14 protein-coding genes are annotated in these 16,557 nt (G+C 44.2%); 6 read left to right on the forward strand and 8 right to left on the reverse strand.

The genetic code is table 11. The features are described 5' to 3' along the window. The first annotated feature begins 42 nt into the window (after positions 1-42). The 3 genes from ASC50_RS01120 to ASC50_RS01130 are packed head-to-tail and all read left to right on the forward strand — an operon-like array spanning position 43 to position 5,039. Complete coding sequence (locus tag ASC50_RS01120) at positions 43-3,183, forward strand: SusC/RagA family TonB-linked outer membrane protein (protein WP_158648233.1); 3,141 nt, start codon at positions 43-45, stop codon at positions 3,181-3,183. 11 nt (positions 3,184-3,194) lie between these two features. Then, on the forward strand, positions 3,195-4,604 hold the full coding sequence (locus tag ASC50_RS01125) for a RagB/SusD family nutrient uptake outer membrane protein (RefSeq protein WP_082592016.1): 1,410 nt from the start codon (positions 3,195-3,197) through the stop codon (positions 4,602-4,604). An 18-nt stretch (positions 4,605-4,622) separates the two neighbouring features. Then, the gene (locus ASC50_RS01130) at positions 4,623-5,039 is read left to right on the forward strand and encodes a hypothetical protein (protein WP_055432922.1); all 417 of its coding nucleotides are present in this window, start codon (positions 4,623-4,625) and stop codon (positions 5,037-5,039) included. Between the two features lie 23 nt (positions 5,040-5,062). On the opposite strand, the gene ASC50_RS01135 is transcribed toward ASC50_RS01130, so the two are convergent. From ASC50_RS01135 to ASC50_RS01150, 4 genes are all read right to left on the reverse strand, one after another. Beyond that, positions 5,063-6,466 carry a glycosyltransferase gene (locus ASC50_RS01135; protein WP_055432921.1) on the reverse strand — a complete coding sequence of 468 codons (1,404 nt, stop codon included), beginning with the start codon at positions 6,464-6,466 and terminating at the stop codon, positions 5,063-5,065. A gap of 41 nt (positions 6,467-6,507) precedes the next feature. Then, positions 6,508-8,451: an ArnT family glycosyltransferase gene (locus ASC50_RS01140; protein WP_056928600.1), complete on the reverse strand. Its 1,944-nt coding sequence runs from the start codon at positions 8,449-8,451 to the stop codon at positions 6,508-6,510. Further along, positions 8,448-9,122, reverse strand: coding sequence for an FkbM family methyltransferase (locus ASC50_RS01145; protein WP_158648234.1), 675 nt, complete (start codon positions 9,120-9,122; stop codon positions 8,448-8,450). The genes ASC50_RS01140 and ASC50_RS01145 overlap by 4 nt, the downstream gene beginning before the upstream one ends. 165 nt (positions 9,123-9,287) lie before the next feature. Continuing rightward, positions 9,288-10,061 carry a class I SAM-dependent methyltransferase gene (locus tag ASC50_RS01150; protein ID WP_158648235.1) on the reverse strand — a complete coding sequence of 258 codons (774 nt, stop codon included), beginning with the start codon at positions 10,059-10,061 and terminating at the stop codon, positions 9,288-9,290. Positions 10,062-10,274: 213 nt separating this feature from the next. Between ASC50_RS01150 and ASC50_RS01155 the strand changes: the two genes are divergently transcribed. Both ASC50_RS01155 and trmD read left to right on the forward strand, forming a co-directional pair. After that, complete coding sequence (locus ASC50_RS01155) at positions 10,275-10,868, forward strand: sigma-70 family RNA polymerase sigma factor (protein ID WP_055431545.1); 594 nt, start codon at positions 10,275-10,277, stop codon at positions 10,866-10,868. A gap of 20 nt (positions 10,869-10,888) precedes the next feature. Beyond that, positions 10,889-11,566, forward strand: coding sequence for a tRNA (guanosine(37)-N1)-methyltransferase TrmD (trmD, locus tag ASC50_RS01160; RefSeq protein WP_055431544.1), 678 nt, complete (start codon positions 10,889-10,891; stop codon positions 11,564-11,566). A gap of 7 nt (positions 11,567-11,573) precedes the next feature. Here the strand turns inward: trmD and ASC50_RS01165 are convergent, their stop codons facing one another. The 3 genes from ASC50_RS01165 to ASC50_RS01175 are packed head-to-tail and all read right to left on the reverse strand — an operon-like array spanning position 11,574 to position 14,365. Continuing rightward, positions 11,574-12,764: a C1 family peptidase gene (locus ASC50_RS01165; protein WP_055431543.1), complete on the reverse strand. Its 1,191-nt coding sequence runs from the start codon at positions 12,762-12,764 to the stop codon at positions 11,574-11,576. Positions 12,765-12,791: 27 nt separating this feature from the next. Beyond that, positions 12,792-13,763 (reverse strand): L,D-transpeptidase, encoded by a 972-nt coding sequence (locus tag ASC50_RS01170; RefSeq protein ID WP_055431542.1) that lies wholly within the window; start codon positions 13,761-13,763, stop codon positions 12,792-12,794. Beyond that, positions 13,760-14,365 (reverse strand): riboflavin synthase, encoded by a 606-nt coding sequence (locus ASC50_RS01175; protein WP_055431550.1) that lies wholly within the window; start codon positions 14,363-14,365, stop codon positions 13,760-13,762. Before ASC50_RS01175 ends, ASC50_RS01170 begins: the two co-directional genes overlap by 4 nt. A gap of 238 nt (positions 14,366-14,603) precedes the next feature. Between ASC50_RS01175 and ASC50_RS01180 the strand changes: the two genes are divergently transcribed. Beyond that, entirely contained in the window at positions 14,604-15,149 is a 546-nt protein-coding gene (locus tag ASC50_RS01180; protein ID WP_055431541.1) for a hypothetical protein, read from the forward strand. A 367-nt stretch (positions 15,150-15,516) separates the two neighbouring features. Here the strand turns inward: ASC50_RS01180 and ASC50_RS01185 are convergent. Next, on the reverse strand, positions 15,517-16,557 hold a 1,041-nt coding region (locus ASC50_RS01185), incomplete at its 5' end, for an IS4 family transposase (RefSeq protein ID WP_158648236.1).

Raw genomic sequence — 16,557 nt, forward strand, 5'->3', positions numbered from 1 at the left:
GGCAATTCAAAGAAAAATGTTAAACAATTTAAATTTGTTTTTATGAGAAAGAAATTTAAAAACTTCGTAAAAGCTTTGCTGTTAAGTAGCGTTGTCTTTGGGGGGGGGGGGGGGGCAACTTTGCTAAAGGCGCAAGCTCCCCAAGAAGCTAAAATCGCCGTAACCGGCGTGGTGTCCGATGCGGATGGTCCCATCATCGGAGCCGGTGTTACCGAAAAAGGCAATCCGGGCAACGGTGTAGCAACCGACATTGACGGAAAATACTCGCTCCGAGTATCGCCAAATGCCACCATCGCGGTGGCGTATCTGGGTTATTCAACCCAGGAAGTGCCCGTGAACGGGCAAACAACAATCAATGTTACATTAGCGGAAGATGCGGCTAACCTTGACGAGGTGGTGGTCGTGGGTTACGGTATTGCATCCAAAGGTGGAACTCCTTTTGGTGCAAAGGTGACAGTGAAAAGCGACCGTTTGAACATTCCGTTAACTTCTATTGACAAAGCGTTACAAGGAAATGTTGCCGGCGTACAGTCTTTGTCCAATTCAGGACAACCCGGTGCAGGTCAGCAGGTAGTTGTTCGCGGAGTAGGTACCATTAACGGTGGAACAACGCCTTTGTATGTTGTGGACGGAATACCTATTGCGTCAGGCAGTTATGGCAGTACGGCACAAACTACTGCGACTTCTATGAGCGGTGATAACTTAAATGCCCTGTCGTCTCTCAATCCGAATGATATTGAATCGATAACGATATTAAAAGATGCGGCTTCTACTTCTATTTATGGGTCTCGTGCTTCCAATGGCGTCGTTTATATTACCACCAAACAGGGTAAAGCAGGTAAAACCCAATTCAATGTAAAATTGAGTACCGGTTTTTCTTCACGCACTTCCAACAAGTTGAAGACGCTGAATAAAGACCAATACATTGATTATATCACCGAAGCGCGCGCTAATGCAGGTTTTAATGACGGTACTGTCGAGGTTGCCGGAAAACAAGTGAATAAGTTTATTGCCGACCAATTCAAAGTTCGGAATGCGGATGGTGATTTTTATGATTTTGACTGGATTGGTGCTGCATATAACGATAACGCACCGATTACCACTGCTGATTTCACTGCTTCCGGCGGAACCGAACGAACCAAATTTTTCCTTGGTTTATCTGCTCTTGACCAAGATGGTATTGTGCTTGATACGTATTTGAAGCGTTATACCGGTCGTCTCAATTTAGACCATACCGTAAATAATAACGTTAAAATGGGGGCTAATTTGGCACTTTCTTATAGTGACCAATTTTCGCCAATGACTACCGGCAGTTTTTTGATTAACCCGGTAAATGCATCAGCACTGCATTCTCCGTTGGAGCCGGGAATTATTGGTATTGGTTCTACTCTGAGCGATGGAACTCCATTAGAACCGGGACCTAATATTAATTATATGTCAACAACTCAAAACGGCAATTTTTTGGCCAGTAGTGCTTATGATGACTTTTCGTCCCGAACAGCTCGGAGTACTACCAGTGGGTATGTACAATGGTCTTTTTTGGATGGATTTACGCTGAAAGGAATTGCAGGATATGATTATTTCTACCTTACAGAAGAAGAATGGAGGGATGCCCGTCCAAGAGGAACCGGAGGTACCGGACATGGAATGGCATCATCTACTATTACTGAGCAACTTTCATGGAATGAAACCGTTACGTTGAACTATATTAAAACGATATCAGACTCACATAATCTGAATATTTTATTAGGTCAAGAGGCTCAATCGGAAGGCTATCGCTATGCGTTAGGTGAAAAGATGGATTTTGCCGGTAGTTATTCTCATTATATGTCTCAGGGTGCAACTCCCTCTAATGCAGCCGGAGAACGTTTTGCCTCTTCTTTGGCTTCTTTCTTCGGTACGGCAAATTACAATTATGACCAAAAATATTTCTTATCTGCCAGTTTACGTGGAGATGGTTCTTCCCGCTTGTCTAAGGATAATCGTTGGAGCACTTTCTGGTCAACAGGATTTTCGTGGTATATTAACAAGGAAGAGTTTTTGAACCGGGTGGATATTATTGACAATTTGAACTTGCGTGCGAGTTATGGTACTACGGGAAATCAATCGGGTATAGACCGTTATGCTGCGTTGGCTCTCTATTCCGGCGTCGAATACAATGGAGAAGCAGGGCTTTTCCCTTCTCAGGTTGAAAATCCCAATTTGACATGGGAAAAAACAACGTCCCTGGATATTGGTATCGACGTAGCGATTTTGAAAAATCGTTTAAGTGCCACTATTGATTGGTACAACAGGGACACAAAGGAGGCTTTATTAAATTCCCAACTGTCACGCGCGACCGGTTTCTCATCCCTTATTGCCAATGTAGGAGAACTAACCAATAGCGGAATTGAAATCGCATTAAACGGTACGCCTGTCAGAACGAATAATATTGAATGGACAGCAGGCTTCAATATTACTTCCAACACGAACAAAATCACCAAGTTGTATGAAGGGGCGGAAATCATCAGTTTACCCCCCTATGGTATATACCGTGAAGGCGAAGATTTGCAAAGTTTCTATACCTACCGCTGGGCAGGTGTAAATCCCGCAGATGGAAGTCCAATGTATTATGACAACGACGGTGAAATTATGCGTGCCTACAATGAAAATGGAGATACCCGCCGGATTGTGGGGTCTGCTGCACCAAAATTTTATGGTGGTTTCAATACGAAAATCCTTGCTTATGGGGTTGATTTATCCTTGGGCTTTTATTACACCTACGGAAACAAAATTTACGATAATTCTTGGATAAATCTTACCGGCTCAGGTAGCAGAAACCTTTATAATCAGTTTGATGTGATAACTAACCGTTGGAAAAAAGAGGGCGATATTGCGGCCTATCCAAAACCATATTACGGTTATCCTCAAAACATTAGTTATGCCACAACGGATAAAAGTGTCTTTGATGGTTCTTATCTCCGTCTGCGCGATGTTACGCTGGGTTATACTTTACCCCACAAATTCATAAAACCTACCGGATTGCAAAATGTACGGATATATGCGCAAGGAACTAACTTGCTCACCTTTACTAAATTCCCTGATTTGGATCCGGAAGTAGGCGGTGGTAAAAACGCGGGCTATTACCACATGGGATATCCCAATGCTCGCACAGTAACGTTTGGTTTAGATGTTAAATTTTAAATAAAAAGAAAATGAAAAAGTTAGAATTAATAGTATTGATAATTTGTGCAGGACTTGTTTCATGTGATGATTTTCTGACACAAGACCCTTATACCTCCATGTCCGAAGATGCGGCAATTTCCGATAATATAACGGCAAATTATGCTTTGGTAGGTATTTATGATAGATTTCAGAGTGAGTACCTTTATGGTAGAAATTATTTGGGAGCGCCCGATGCTACTACGGAAAACGTTATTCTTGCACCGAATGGTGTTCAGCTTGTAGCAGAGGCTCAATGGTCGATGACTAATGCAACCGGAGATGCTGCTGATATGTGGCTGTATGGCTATTCTGCCATAAATGCGGCTAATAAAATACTGTCAAAAGTGGATGGTATTGTTGCTACCGATGAGCAAAAACAACAAATTAAGGGTGAAGCCTTGGTTATTCGTGGCATGGTGCATTTGGATTTGGTACGCATATTTGCGCAAGCCTACCCCGGTAGTGAAAATGGCTTGGGAATTCCTTATATAAAGGTAAGTAGCGTTTACGAAAAACCGGCAAGGGATAAAATTAGCGATGTGTACACCAATATCATTGCAGACTTGCAAGAGGGAGCCGGTTTATTAACTCAAAGCGGCAAAGACAATGCCCCCTATCGCATCAATAGTTGGGCAGCCAAAGCGTTATTAGCTAAGGCTCACATGATGAAATTGGATTATGCTGCTGCAAAACCAATTTTGAAGGATATTATTGATAATAGCGGTTATTCTATCCTTGAAAATGCCAATTATGTGTCGGCATGGGCTAACAAATACAATGCAACAGCAAAAAAAGAGTTTTTGTTTGCCATCTCAAATCTTTCTACGGATTATCTCTCAGCGCTCTCGTTGAGTTATCTGTATGTACAAGACGGTTATGGCAATTTGCGGGCATCGGACAATCTTGTAACGTTGTATGAGTCAACGGATGTTCGGAAAACAGCCTTTTTCCTTGCCGGTACAGGAGCAATGACCGGGTCGACAATGGTCAACAAATATCCTTCACGGGAGGGAATGCTCGGTTTGAGTGATATTCCATTAGTACGTTTGTCGGATATCTATTTATATTATGCTGAAGCCTCGGCTTATACCGGTGATGATGTGACTGCAATCACCTATTTGGATATAATCCGTCAACGGGCAGATGCCTCAGCAACTGCATCCACAGAGACGGGCAATGCTTTGAAAGATAAAATTTTCCTGGAAAGACGAAAAGAACTGGCTTTTGAGGGAGAGTATCTGTTCGATTTGAAGCGTTACCAAAAAACGATTAACAGCGCCTATAATGCATCCAACGTGCTATACAAGGTGGTTCCTTACCCCAGCGAGCTGCGTGCATTCCCGATTCCACAAGGCGAGTTGGATGCTAATCCCAATATGGAACCTAATCCCGGATATTAATAATAAAAAAATAAGTATATGAAAACAACAATGAAATATTTTGCTTTTGGCATTCTTGCGCTTGGCTTTGTTGCCTGCGAAGATGACAAAACGTATAATGGACCTGCTCAAATTGCGTTTGCGAGCAAAACAGCGACATATAGTTATGCCGGTACTGTAGCGGATACAACCATCGTCTTGTCGATACAATTGATAGCAGATGCTCCGCAAAGGGACATTGCCGCAACAGTTGCAGTCGATGCCGCTTCAACAGCCGTGGCGACAGTTCCTGCATCGGCAACAATCCCTGCCGGACGGTATGCCGCCGAATTACCGGTAACATTCACGTATGCTCAACTGAATACAGGTGTCGGCAAATTGATTTTGAGCTTGACATCAGACGTAAAAGTAGCCGCCAATTACGACACATTGACAGTTACCATTACGAAATGGTGATTATACATTTGTCGCACACCCCATCAAATAAACTTGATTTTTCGGGCGGCAAAAAAACTCATTTGGAACAGCAAAATTCCGTGCTTGAAGCGGCTGATTTGAGTGGAGCCATACTCGCGGTCTTTGTAACGGATGATGATTTCGGTGATTTTCAAGTTTTGTTTGGCAGCCCCAAACAGCAAATCAAAGTCGCCAAACGGGTCAAAATCGCCAAAATAGGAGCGGTTGGCTTTGATTTTTTCATAATCTTCGCGATACAACACCTTCGTGCCGCACAGCGTATCTTTCAAGTTTTGACTCAACAGATAGGAGAAAAACATGCCAAAGAACTTGTTGCCCAACAAGTTAAGAAACCGCATCGCGTTTTTGTCCATCGGATATACCAAGCGGCAACCGTTGATAAATTCGCCTTTATTGTCGCGCAAAGCCTCGTAAAACTTCGGCAATTCTTCGGGCGGGACGGTCAAATCGGCATCCAAAATCATCAATACATCGCCGGTAGCTGCATCAAAGGCTTCGCGCACGGCATTGCCTTTACCTTTTTCTGTCTGTCGCATCAGGCGAATATTTTTGTCGGGATAGGCGGCTTGCACACGCTCCATTTCCTCATACGTTCCGTCAGATGAGCCGCCCTCAATGAAAATAAACTCTTGCGAGATGCCAAAATTTGGCGTGCGCTTGATAGCGTTTTCAATATTGCCGCGCTCGTTTCGCGCCGGAACAACAATGGTCACACTCGAATGGGTTTCATGCACCGGAATCGGACGTGCCACAATAATGCTCACCAAGTTGAGATTGTTCAGCAAGGGAAGATTCGATAAAACCCTGTTAAATAGTGAACTAACCAGCGGAATATAGAGCGGAAACAGCACTTTTTTCTCCGTCTTAATAATCCGGTAATTTTCTAATGCCAACAAATTCTCAATATCGGTCGGAGAGAACCAGTTTTGATTAGGCTGTTTTTGCTTTAATCCAATGAGTTCCAGCAATTTGATAACCGGCTCCCACAAGAAACTATAATTTGAAATGACGATGCGCGTGTGCGGATAACACAGTTGGCGAATATTATGAATCGCTTTTTGAGCATCCCACAAGCAAGTTAAAGTATCGCTCAAAATGACGTAATCAAATTTTTCATCAGACTGCATAGTCTCCACATCATCCACGCAGAAATGCAAATCAGGGTGTTTCCGGCGCGCAATGTCAATCACTTCCGGTGCAAAATCAATGCCTACACCGTAAGAGGGCTTAACGGCATTCAGCAAATCGCCCGACCCGCACCCAATTTCAATCACCCTTCTGCCCTCCGGAATGATAAATGAAAAATACTTTGCGAGCAGTTGGTGATAAAACCTCCCCCGTCGATTCCATTTTTCCCGTTTCTCGGCGTTCTGCCCGTAAAAATTTTGTATATCCCGCTTTGTCATCTGCTAATGAAATTTGAAAGTGCAAAAATAATTAGAATTTGTCAAAATCCACTTGGATAGACTACCTCATACAGTATTGCCGGTTCTTCACCGTCTTTGCCTATTTGCCCTATTTTGCGGAAAGTGCCCTGATATTTGTGCTCAACGAAGTAGAGATACCGCCAAACAGTTGAGATGACAGAATTTGTTTTTTGTGCAGGATTGACCCGCAGACTGGCATCTATCACATAGCCAACATTGGATGCTTTCAACGATTGAAGCAATCCGTCAGGAGATGCCCCATAATGAGTTTGATGCGTTTGACGGATGACTTCCAGCATTTTCTGCGGGTCGCTGTAGTAGGATGCGGTACCATCAAGACGCAGTTGTTTGTATAATTCTTCCGGTACATCGTATGTCGAATATATGGTGTTATCCGCCAGTACTAATGCTTCCATGTAAGGTCGAAGTGAGAAAACAACATCTTGCGGTATTGCTCGTGTTTCTAAACCTACAAATCTGTTCTTATATTTTGATGCTTGCAGCACAGAATCTGTGGCGACAGTCGGCACAGTATATATCCCCACAAATTTTCGCCCGTGCGCATAAACAAACGACATGGGAGCTTTGCGACAAGCAATACCCACATCATGTGGCAGGTTGTCTGCCACCCATTCACTCATTAAAAAATAATTTACCCAGTCGGGAGTGAACCCATAATACATATTTCCTGCTATGTTTTTTTGCAATACGGGTAGATTTTGTTTCGCTTTTCCAACGGTGTGCGTGACGTTGAGCAATAGCAGCAGGGCAACGCCGCCCACATATAGCCATTGAAGCCCTTTTGCCTCCGGCTTTTTGAGCAATTCAACGATGCCGTAAAAAACGGCAATCGCAATATAGGGAATATACAGCATGATGAGTCGATGCTGCCCCCAAGAGGTCTGCAGTGCGAAAAATGTTGCTCCCAACAGAGTTGCAGCATACAGAGCCGCCGCTACTACGTGCCTGTTTTTTTTGACAACGGCGAAGCCAACGCCAAGACCCACCAAAATCAAAGCAATGATAAAAAAGGAATAACCGTATGGGCTGTTTTCGGGTTTCAGGCATACCAATTCAAATAATTGCGAAAAATAGATTTTTGCATTTTCAAAGAAACGGACAACCATCCCGTGGAAATCTTCTCGTCCAAGTGCCCCATTGTAGGCATCTTTTTGGAACATCGCACTGCCTTGATGTCCAAACTGGCTTCCTACATTACCCCAACAAAGCGGCACAATCACTTTGTGATACAAAAAGGCAAACAAACCAAAGGAAATTGCCGCATACCCTGCCGTCGTATATTTTTTGTAGAGCAGGAAGTAAACCACCAGCGCAACAATCGCCACAGCAGCCACATTGCGGGTGAGAAACACCAGCAGGGTGGCTCCGCCCATCAAAAGGAACGGTTTCCAATTCTTTTTAATATCGGCACCGTTGTCCGTCGCATCGTCCAATTTGAACCAGGCAATGAAAAACAGCCCAAAAATGGTTAGCGCAAAACACTCCATATATACCTGACTGGCATAAAAGAGAAACAGCGAGTTGAGCGCAGTGAGCAGCAGGGCGGGGAAAAGAATCAAACAGGGTATTCTGCGCCGGAAAGCCACATATACCAGAAATATGCCCAATACAAAACAGATGACCGAAAACGCTTTCAGTGCAACCAGATTAACACCGAAAATGGCAACAAGTAGCGTCAAAAACATAGAAAAAAGAGGAGCTGTGACCCCGCCATAATGATTAAAAAAACCGGCATCAGCCCACGCCGCTGCGCTTTCTATGTAGAGGGCATCGTCGTTAGCGTCTGTAATTCGCGTGCTGAACAGCAGACACGCAAATACGAATGCGGTGGCGAGGCACACCCACAGGAAAATTTTATCTTTCCCTGCCAAATAATTTTCTACTTTGTCGAACACGCCGAGCTTCTCTGCCACGACCGCTTTTTTGCTTTGCTTTGTTTTCATTTTTCTATTGCTTTCTTTACAAAAATATTGAAATAAATATTATCAGGCTCGTCGTCGTAGTCTTTTGCTTGCAGCGAGGTTAGAGGCGATAGCCTCTGACCTCGCTGCAAGTGCGGCTGGAAGCCGCACTTTTCCAAAAAAGCGATGACGGCGGATGCCGACGAACCTGCTCTTTTCAATCCTGCGGGCCACAGTTCCATAAATAGTTTCAGATGGTCGCGGTTGCGCATCAGCGTGTTTTTCATGCCTTGCAGGGCAGTAAATTCGTAGCCCTGTATGTCCATTTTGATGAAATCAAGTTTTGTATCTTCGGGCAAAAAGTCATCTATGGACAGGCACGCGACCTCGCTCTTGGAGGTGTAGTCGTCAATCGGATAGGTGCGGTGGTCCACATTGAGCATAGGCGATTTATAGACGGTGATAGTGCCGGAGGTGTTGCTCACTGCCGCGTGCTTGAGGGTCACGTTGCTGAGCGATTGGGTGGCTGCTTGCAGGTGCCGGAAGTTCACCTCGTCCGGCTCAAAGGCGTAAACACAGCCCTGTTTACCCACGCTTCGGCTCATTATCCGTGTAACAAAACCAATGTTTGCCCCAATGTCCAGCACGGTGTCGCCGGAATTGACATTGGCTTTTATCAACTTGATTTCGGCACCATCCTGATAGTGCTTCATGATGGGGTACAGTATTTTGTAAGCACCGAAACAATGCTTATACAAGTAATCCCCAATTTTTATCGCAACTGTTTTATTCTCCATTCCGGATGTGAATTTGTGATTTTATACTCATTTCGGGCGCAAAGGTACGATTTTTTATTCTCAATTACAGAACAATTTATATCAACAATTTCCGATTTTTTCGATTTCAATAGTGCAAAAAAGTCCCACCTTTTTGGATAATGGAGATAGCAGGGTTTCCACTCCTTTTATGAATTTATACCATCCGGCGGGGACCATTGCTTTGTGTGAAAGTCCACCGCTCAATATATATCGCAAGGGGGTGTGATATTTGATAACATTGATTTTGAGCAAGGGGTAGTTTTCTTTGAAAAGATTTTTTTCGCGTTCAAAATAAATATAGGGAAAAGCCTGATTGGAATTGCTCAACGGATTTCCCGGAAGGATTTCCATTTCCCCTTTCGTATCAAAAGGTTCATGATGAAAATTTTGGTATATGAAACGGCTTAAAAGGGTGTTTGCCGGTTCTATCATGATGATTTTTCCGCCTCTTTTCAATGTGCGTTGCGCTTCGTTTAAAAAGAGATACGGACGCGGGATGTGGTGAAAAGTGTTTAGCATCATGATGCACGACAGTGAGTTGTCGTCGAAAGGCAGATTTTCGGCATTGCAAACAAGGTCAACGCCGGGCAGTTCCAAGATGTCGGACGTGAGCACTTCCGGAAAGACTGACTTTAAAAAACCGCCACCCGAGCCGATTTCCAAATTTGTCTCCCCCACCCTATTATCTCCCTCATTCTTAACCGATTGCGATGTTTGAATGAAATCTTGATACCATTCCTGATAAATTTGCTTCAAGAATGGCTTCCCCAAAATAATATCTCTGTGCCTCAGAGATGCTTGTGGGTCATCTAATTTTTTGTTTAACTCTTTCATATTTTCGAACAAAGGTAGTGATTTTGTTTTAATTATCGGCATTGCAAATTAAATATATATTTTTCATAGCACCCGAAATTATTTTTTAGCCTAATAAATAAAAAATTTTGTTATTTCAAAAAAAAAGTTTACCTTTGCCGCGATATTTGAATATAAAAATGGTAAATAGTTTGTTTATGATGAAAATTACTCGAATCAATAAAGAGTAAAACAATGATGCAATTATCACAGTTGACCGACGAAGAGTTGGTCAGAGCCTATGCAAACGGCGAAAATGCTGCCTTTGATGCCTTGCTTAACAGGCACAAGAGCGGAGTTTTTTCGTACATCCATTTCACGGTTCGCAACCGCGAACTCGCTGAAGACATCTTTCAGGAAACTTTTGTGAAAGCCATTATGACTATCAAACAGGACCGCTATGTGGATAACGGGAAGTTCCGTGCGTGGATAAATCGCATCGCACACAACCTGATTATAGACCATTTCAGGCAACAAAAGTACGAACAAACGGTCTCTAACGATGATTATGACTACGATTTGCTGAACGATTTTCGACTGGCAGACGAAACGATTGAAGACACGATGGTGCGCGACCAAATCACGTCCGATGTGCAGCATCTCGTCGAATTTCTGCCCGCCAATCAGAAAGAAGTTGTCCAACTGCGCTATTATCAGGATTTTAGCTTCAAAGAAATTGCGGATATGACCGGCGTAAGCATCAACACGGCATTGGGACGGATGCGATACGCCATCATGAACATCCGAAAAATGGCGAACGAGAAGCAGATGGAACTCATGGCGAATTAGTTATGAGTTATGAGTTTTCTATGCGCATTGATATCATTAGTGTTTTGCCGGAATTGCTGGATAGTCCTCTCAACTGCTCTATTTTGAAGCGGGCGCAGGATAATGGGCTTGTGGACATTCGATTGCACGATTTGCGCGATTATTCGTCGGACAAGCGACACCGCCGCGTGGACGACTATCCCTTTGGCGGACAGGCAGGTATGGTGCTGCAATGCGAACCGATAGACCGTGCTATCACGGCTCTGAAAGCAGAACGCAACTACGATGAAGTGATTTACACCTCCCCCGATGGTGAAACGTTTAATCAGCACATTGCCAACCAATTATCGCTCTGCCAAAATCTGATTATCCTCTGCGGACACTACAAAGGCATTGACTACCGTATTCGCGAACACCTGATTACACGCGAAATTTCCATTGGCGATTATGTTCTCACCGGCGGCGAATTAGCTGCCGCAGTAATGGCTGATGCTATTGTGAGGCTGATTCCGGGTGCCATTGGCGATGAGCAGTCGGCACTCTCCGACTCCTTTCAAGACAATCTGTTGGCAGCACCGGTCTATACGCGCCCATCGGATTACAATGGCTGGAAAGTCCCCGAAATTCTCCTCTCCGGTCACGAAGCCAACGTCCGCAACTGGGAATTGCAACAGTCCATTGAGCGCACAAAACTGCTGCGCCCCGATTTGTTCGGATGATTTTCTTTTACAAACCCAACTTTTTTCGCAACTCTTTCGACAACACGTCTTTATGCACCACTATCGAGACCGTTTTGTACTGCACAAACGGCACAGAAGCATACCAGCTGCCCTCATAGCCGGCTGTGGTGTCCCACGAATTTTTTACCTTGTAATAGCGTGTGCCGTTTTGGTCTTGGGCTGTGCCATAGATGAGCATGCCGTGGTCGTCCGTTGTTTCGTAGCGGTCGAATGCCTCCTGACGCATCGCCTGCGTGATTGTTTTTTCCGGCACCGGTCCCTTTAACAGGTTTACCAGCGAATCGCGTTCGGATTGGGATATGCCTAACCAGTGGGCTTGGTCGCTGCCAACGCCCTGTGTGGCATTGGCGTCCGGCACTACGGCTATGCCTTTGCGCGTGAAGCCTTTTTCGCTCACATCCGTTGCCCAGGCTACAGTGTAGCCCTTTTCTAACGCCTGGTCGATGATGCTCATCAGTTCGTCCAGCGGCACATTGCAGGAATTTGCCCATCGCCAATTGTCCGGAATTTCCAACGGGAATGCGGTGTAAAACGGGTGGTGCGTGAACGATGTAATGCTCACATAATCAGCAGGTTGCAGTCCAAGCGATTGCGCATAACTTTTGGGGGTGTACTCCTTGCCTTTGTAGGTAAATTTTTCGGGGAGTTTTCCCAAATAGGCATCCAAAATGCCTTCAAAACCGGCCTGCCATCCTGTTGAGAGGCGTTTGTTCGGATTTTTCACCACCACGTTCAGGTAAGCCTTCAGGGCATCGTCCAATTCGTTGTGCTTGTGCTTTTCTTCACCATAATTCAGCCCTTCCAAGACCTCATTTGGCACGATGCCGTAATCTTTGATGCAGTCGAGAACGTCCTGAAACGAACCTCCCGCCGCAAAATTCAGCGTACCGTGCATGCGCACATACTTTTGGGCTTTGTCGACAAAATTGTGCCACACAACAAACATTTCCGACAGGTCTGTTTCGCCTTTCCCTTGACGCAACAACTCGGCTTCAAGCTGTCCCAAGCCCGAAAAGCTCCAACAAGTGCCGGAACTCGCCTGATTTTTGACCGATGTAATCGGAACTTCTTTCACGGTTGTGAACGCGAACGTATCAACAGCCACCTCTGTTTCAGGTACTGCAAACGTAGATGAACAAAGGCAAAATGCCAATAAAATACCAAATAACTGTTTCATAATGCTATAATTTTAAATCATTTTTAATCATTCAATCACAAAAACTAATGTCTCTTCCGGCGGAAATTTGTCGTAAATAAATTTTGCGTGTGAGGAGGCATTACGCACACAGGCATGCGACAGGGGGATGGTGCCCAACGATGAGCGAAACTCCACAATATTCTTTTCCGAAGCCAAATGAAGCGTTGAGTCGGAAGCACCCACCGGCACCCCGTGGAGGTAAGCTCCTTCAGAAAAACGACTTGCCCAAGGTGCCCAGCCGCCGATTTCCCGTGTTCCGTCCTTACAAAATGGCATCACTTTCACCTTGTTTTGGATGACGAACATGCCCAATGGTGTTGGATGTTGATAGGGTGGTCGGTGTGCGCCGGTGGTGCAGGGGTTCATGCTACGCACCACCCAATCGGCATTCACTTTTTCATACGTGGAGATGTTTTGATTTTTGCGGTCAACGACCACCACCTTTTCAAATCCGGTGTCTTTCGACATTTGGTAAACATATTGTGAGGGTATCCTGTATATTTTGTCCATATTAAACATCTTTACAATGCTAAAACCCTCTTGCTTCCCAATGATTTTTACCAGCGAACCGTCGCTCCCATAGCGTTCGGGCACCTTCAAATCCTTGGGCAAATACAGCGGAATGGCTTGGTCGCGCTCCTTACCGTAGCTATCGGTCATCGTCTGGTATTCGTTCCTTTTGCTGTTGCGGGGCAAAGGGGGTTCTCCGCGTTCATTGCTTTTATTTTTCAAAATGCCCCATGATTCGCCGATAGCGAGGTAAAATTGGTCAACCTCTGCCAAATTTGCTTTTATTTTGTCCCATTGAAATTCGCGTGCATGGCTTTTGTAGTTATAGGTGTCGTCCAATGTGTATTTTTTGTAGGTCAACGCTTTATTTAACTGCTGTGCAGTAGCCGGAAACCAGTGACCGGTGACCGGAGACCAGTTTGCAGTTAGCAGGATGCAGATGAGAGCGAATGACCTTCGGCTTTTCATGCGTTGAATTTGTTTAGTTTGCTTAGATATTTGCCTATGATGTCAAATTCCAGATTAACGATTGTACCCGCGTTTATTTGATGAAAATTGGTAAATTCGTAGGTGTAGGGGATGATTGCCACCTGAAAACCGGCGTCCTGCGAATTAACCACCGTCAAACTCACGCCATTGACACACACGGAGCCTTTCTCAACGGTCATATAACCCTGTTGCGCCATGGTCTTGTCAAAGTGATATTTGAACGAGTAGTACCAACTGCCTTGATTTTCAACCACTTGTGTGCATTCGGCTGTTTGGTCGACATGCCCCTGCACGATATGTCCGTCCAGCCGACCGTTCATTTGCATACTGCGTTCGACATTCACCTTATCGCCGATTTTCAGCAGCCCAAGATTCGTCTTGTCAAGCGTCTCTTTGATGGCAGTCACCGTGTAGCTATCCTCCGTGAGGTTTACGACCGTCAGACATACGCCATTGTGCGACACACTCTGGTCAATTTTCAATTCGCCCAAAAAGGAACAACGCAATGTCAAATGCAAATTGCCCTGTTCCATCACCCTGTTGACCACCGTAGCAGCCTCTTCTACTATTCCTGAAAACATATATTTCTCTAAATTTGCGTCATAATTTGGGTACAAATGTACAACATTATTCGTGAATATAGCAAAATGTGTACCTTTGCGCTCGAAATTATTTTTTAAGCCGAAAAAATGGGTAAAATCTACCCGAAAATCGGGTAAAAATCACCATTTTTTAGGGTAATATTTACCATTAAATTTCTTGATTATCAATGAAATAGTATCTACCTTTGCAGCTTCAAAAACAATAACAAATTAAGTTATGAATAAATATTACGACAAAAAAGTTATGAGAACGCATCCTGTTCGAGGGATGGTATTAGCAGCTATGATACTAGCCCTGACAGGACTGATGTCATGCAATGATGAAACTATACTGCCGGGAGATGACACCACTGATGTACGAAGCAATCCAAATGTGGGTATATCAGAGTTAAATATCGAGGCAGTAGTAAATCCCATCACCATAAAGCAAGGTGCAGGGCAAAAAGACACGCTAATATTACAAAAAATTACAACTAAGTTCGAAACCGGCCCAAATTATGTGGAATCAACATTGCATTTGAGTCTCAAAAGGTTCAACGGGGTTAATGCCACAACAGCCAGTGCTGAGGGTGACGTTATTGTTAGCCCATACTATGGTGATGATTACCAGTATGTAATTACTGTACGAATTAATGATAGTTATTCATTGTTCCCACAAATCCGCGATTGGTGCCAAAACAATAAAGTAGCATACAAGGGTAATGTAGCGAATAAGGATAGATTTACTATATATGTCAATTGCACGGCAGTAGTGAGGCATTAGCGAGCCTAATGTACTGGGCAGTTAGCCACCGTAATAAGATTAGACGACAAGCAGCGCCAGGGCAACCGCATCAAATTTCAGTGATATCTACATTTTTGCTTCCACTTGTTACGCCGGAAGGCGTAAAATTTCGATAACCCCGTACAAGCGATAGCGCAGTGCGGGGTCAAGTGCTCGCCTCCCCTCTGGCACACCGTAGGTGTGCAACCTGTATGTTCGACCCATACGGGTTGCTGTGGGTGGGGTGGTCGCCTCACCCCGCACTGCGCTTCGCTTGTACGTAATGTCACTAATATAGAATTTTTATCATGCATATTTCTGATACTTACCCTTTTTCGTTTTCCTTGTATAATGTCGGCTTTGCTCTCTAAATGGGATGAGCTGCTTGCGGATTTGTTTTAGAAGTTTTTCCATATCGTCCCGGAGACCATCGGTAGAATACCCTCCCTTTCTTGTCAAGAAGAATAGGGCGACTAATCTCAACGCACCTTTGAAAGATATCCTCTTGGGGGGAAAAGTCGGCTTTATCAGCCGACCGTGCAATGGTTTTGCGAACCAAATTGTATGCCGTTAAGGCTATGGACAACTCTTTTTTCAGCATTTCAGGACTTTTGCTTCTCAATACATTGATATCCATCAAGGTTTTTACCTCTCGAATCGTAATTTCTATATCCCAGCGAGTACCGTATTTAAAGACTATATCTGCCGCAGAAATTGTTTCATCTGTCAAGGTTGTATAAAGCACAGCCGATTTTGAACCGCTGTTGTTGGTCGTATAATTGTAGCTAATCCGGCGAAGGCGAATACATTTTGGTATTTGTTTCCACTCCGCTTTGCTGACATAATTCGGTCGCCGATATTTTTTTATTTCAACGATTTCATCGTTTGGACTTATCTGCTTGATAACCGTATAATTTCTGTCCCGCTTGCCGGGAACAATGATGTGTGCGTTTTGCTTCTGTATCAAATAAAAATGATAAAATGTATTGTACAAATCATCGGCTAAAAGTAAATCATTTTCTTTTAGAGTTTTTATCATCGGTATAACTAATTGCAATTCAGACTCTTTGCGACTTCCGATGCTGTATTGGCTGACCTGACCGCTACCTTGACGGATAAATGTTTGCAAAAGTGCTTGTGGAAACATCCCATTGTTTTCTATGGGTGGATAAACTTCCCTAATCGCTTCTGTATCTTGCAATTGCAAGTAGGTGCCATCGGTGATATAAGTATGTAAACCATGCCATTGTTCCTGCTCCAACTCCCCAAAATCAGCCGAAGAATCAAACACTAATTTCACCAATTCATAAGGCAAACGCCCCCGAGCATTGGAATAGGCAACCGTGCTGTTCGATAATTCCTGCGTCTTGCTTTTGGGCAATTTACTCTTGTATAATTTGGGGCGACC

The organism is Candidatus Symbiothrix dinenymphae (assembly GCF_001431085.1).

Excerpts from the sequence above, each read along its gene's own strand:
- ASC50_RS01165 (WP_055431543.1), bottom strand. The coding sequence starts at position 12,764 with ATGAAACAGTTATTTGGTATTTTATTGGCATTTTGCCTTTGTTCATCT.
- ASC50_RS01130 (WP_055432922.1), top strand. The coding sequence starts at position 4,623 with ATGAAAACAACAATGAAATATTTTGCTTTTGGCATTCTTGCGCTTGGC.
- ASC50_RS01140 (WP_056928600.1), bottom strand. The coding sequence starts at position 8,451 with ATGAAAACAAAGCAAAGCAAAAAAGCGGTCGTGGCAGAGAAGCTCGGC.
- ASC50_RS01135 (WP_055432921.1), bottom strand. The coding sequence starts at position 6,466 with ATGACAAAGCGGGATATACAAAATTTTTACGGGCAGAACGCCGAGAAA.
- ASC50_RS01180 (WP_055431541.1), top strand. The coding sequence starts at position 14,604 with ATGAATAAATATTACGACAAAAAAGTTATGAGAACGCATCCTGTTCGA.
- ASC50_RS01125 (WP_082592016.1), top strand. The coding sequence starts at position 3,195 with ATGAAAAAGTTAGAATTAATAGTATTGATAATTTGTGCAGGACTTGTT.
- ASC50_RS01175 (WP_055431550.1), bottom strand. The coding sequence starts at position 14,365 with ATGTTTTCAGGAATAGTAGAAGAGGCTGCTACGGTGGTCAACAGGGTG.
- ASC50_RS01170 (WP_055431542.1), bottom strand. The coding sequence starts at position 13,763 with ATGAAAAGCCGAAGGTCATTCGCTCTCATCTGCATCCTGCTAACTGCA.
- ASC50_RS01145 (WP_158648234.1), bottom strand. The coding sequence starts at position 9,122 with ATGAAGCACTATCAGGATGGTGCCGAAATCAAGTTGATAAAAGCCAAT.
- ASC50_RS01120 (WP_158648233.1), top strand. The coding sequence starts at position 43 with ATGAGAAAGAAATTTAAAAACTTCGTAAAAGCTTTGCTGTTAAGTAGC.
- trmD (WP_055431544.1), top strand. The coding sequence starts at position 10,889 with ATGCGCATTGATATCATTAGTGTTTTGCCGGAATTGCTGGATAGTCCT.
- ASC50_RS01150 (WP_158648235.1), bottom strand. The coding sequence starts at position 10,061 with ATGAAAGAGTTAAACAAAAAATTAGATGACCCACAAGCATCTCTGAGG.
- ASC50_RS01155 (WP_055431545.1), top strand. The coding sequence starts at position 10,275 with ATGATGCAATTATCACAGTTGACCGACGAAGAGTTGGTCAGAGCCTAT.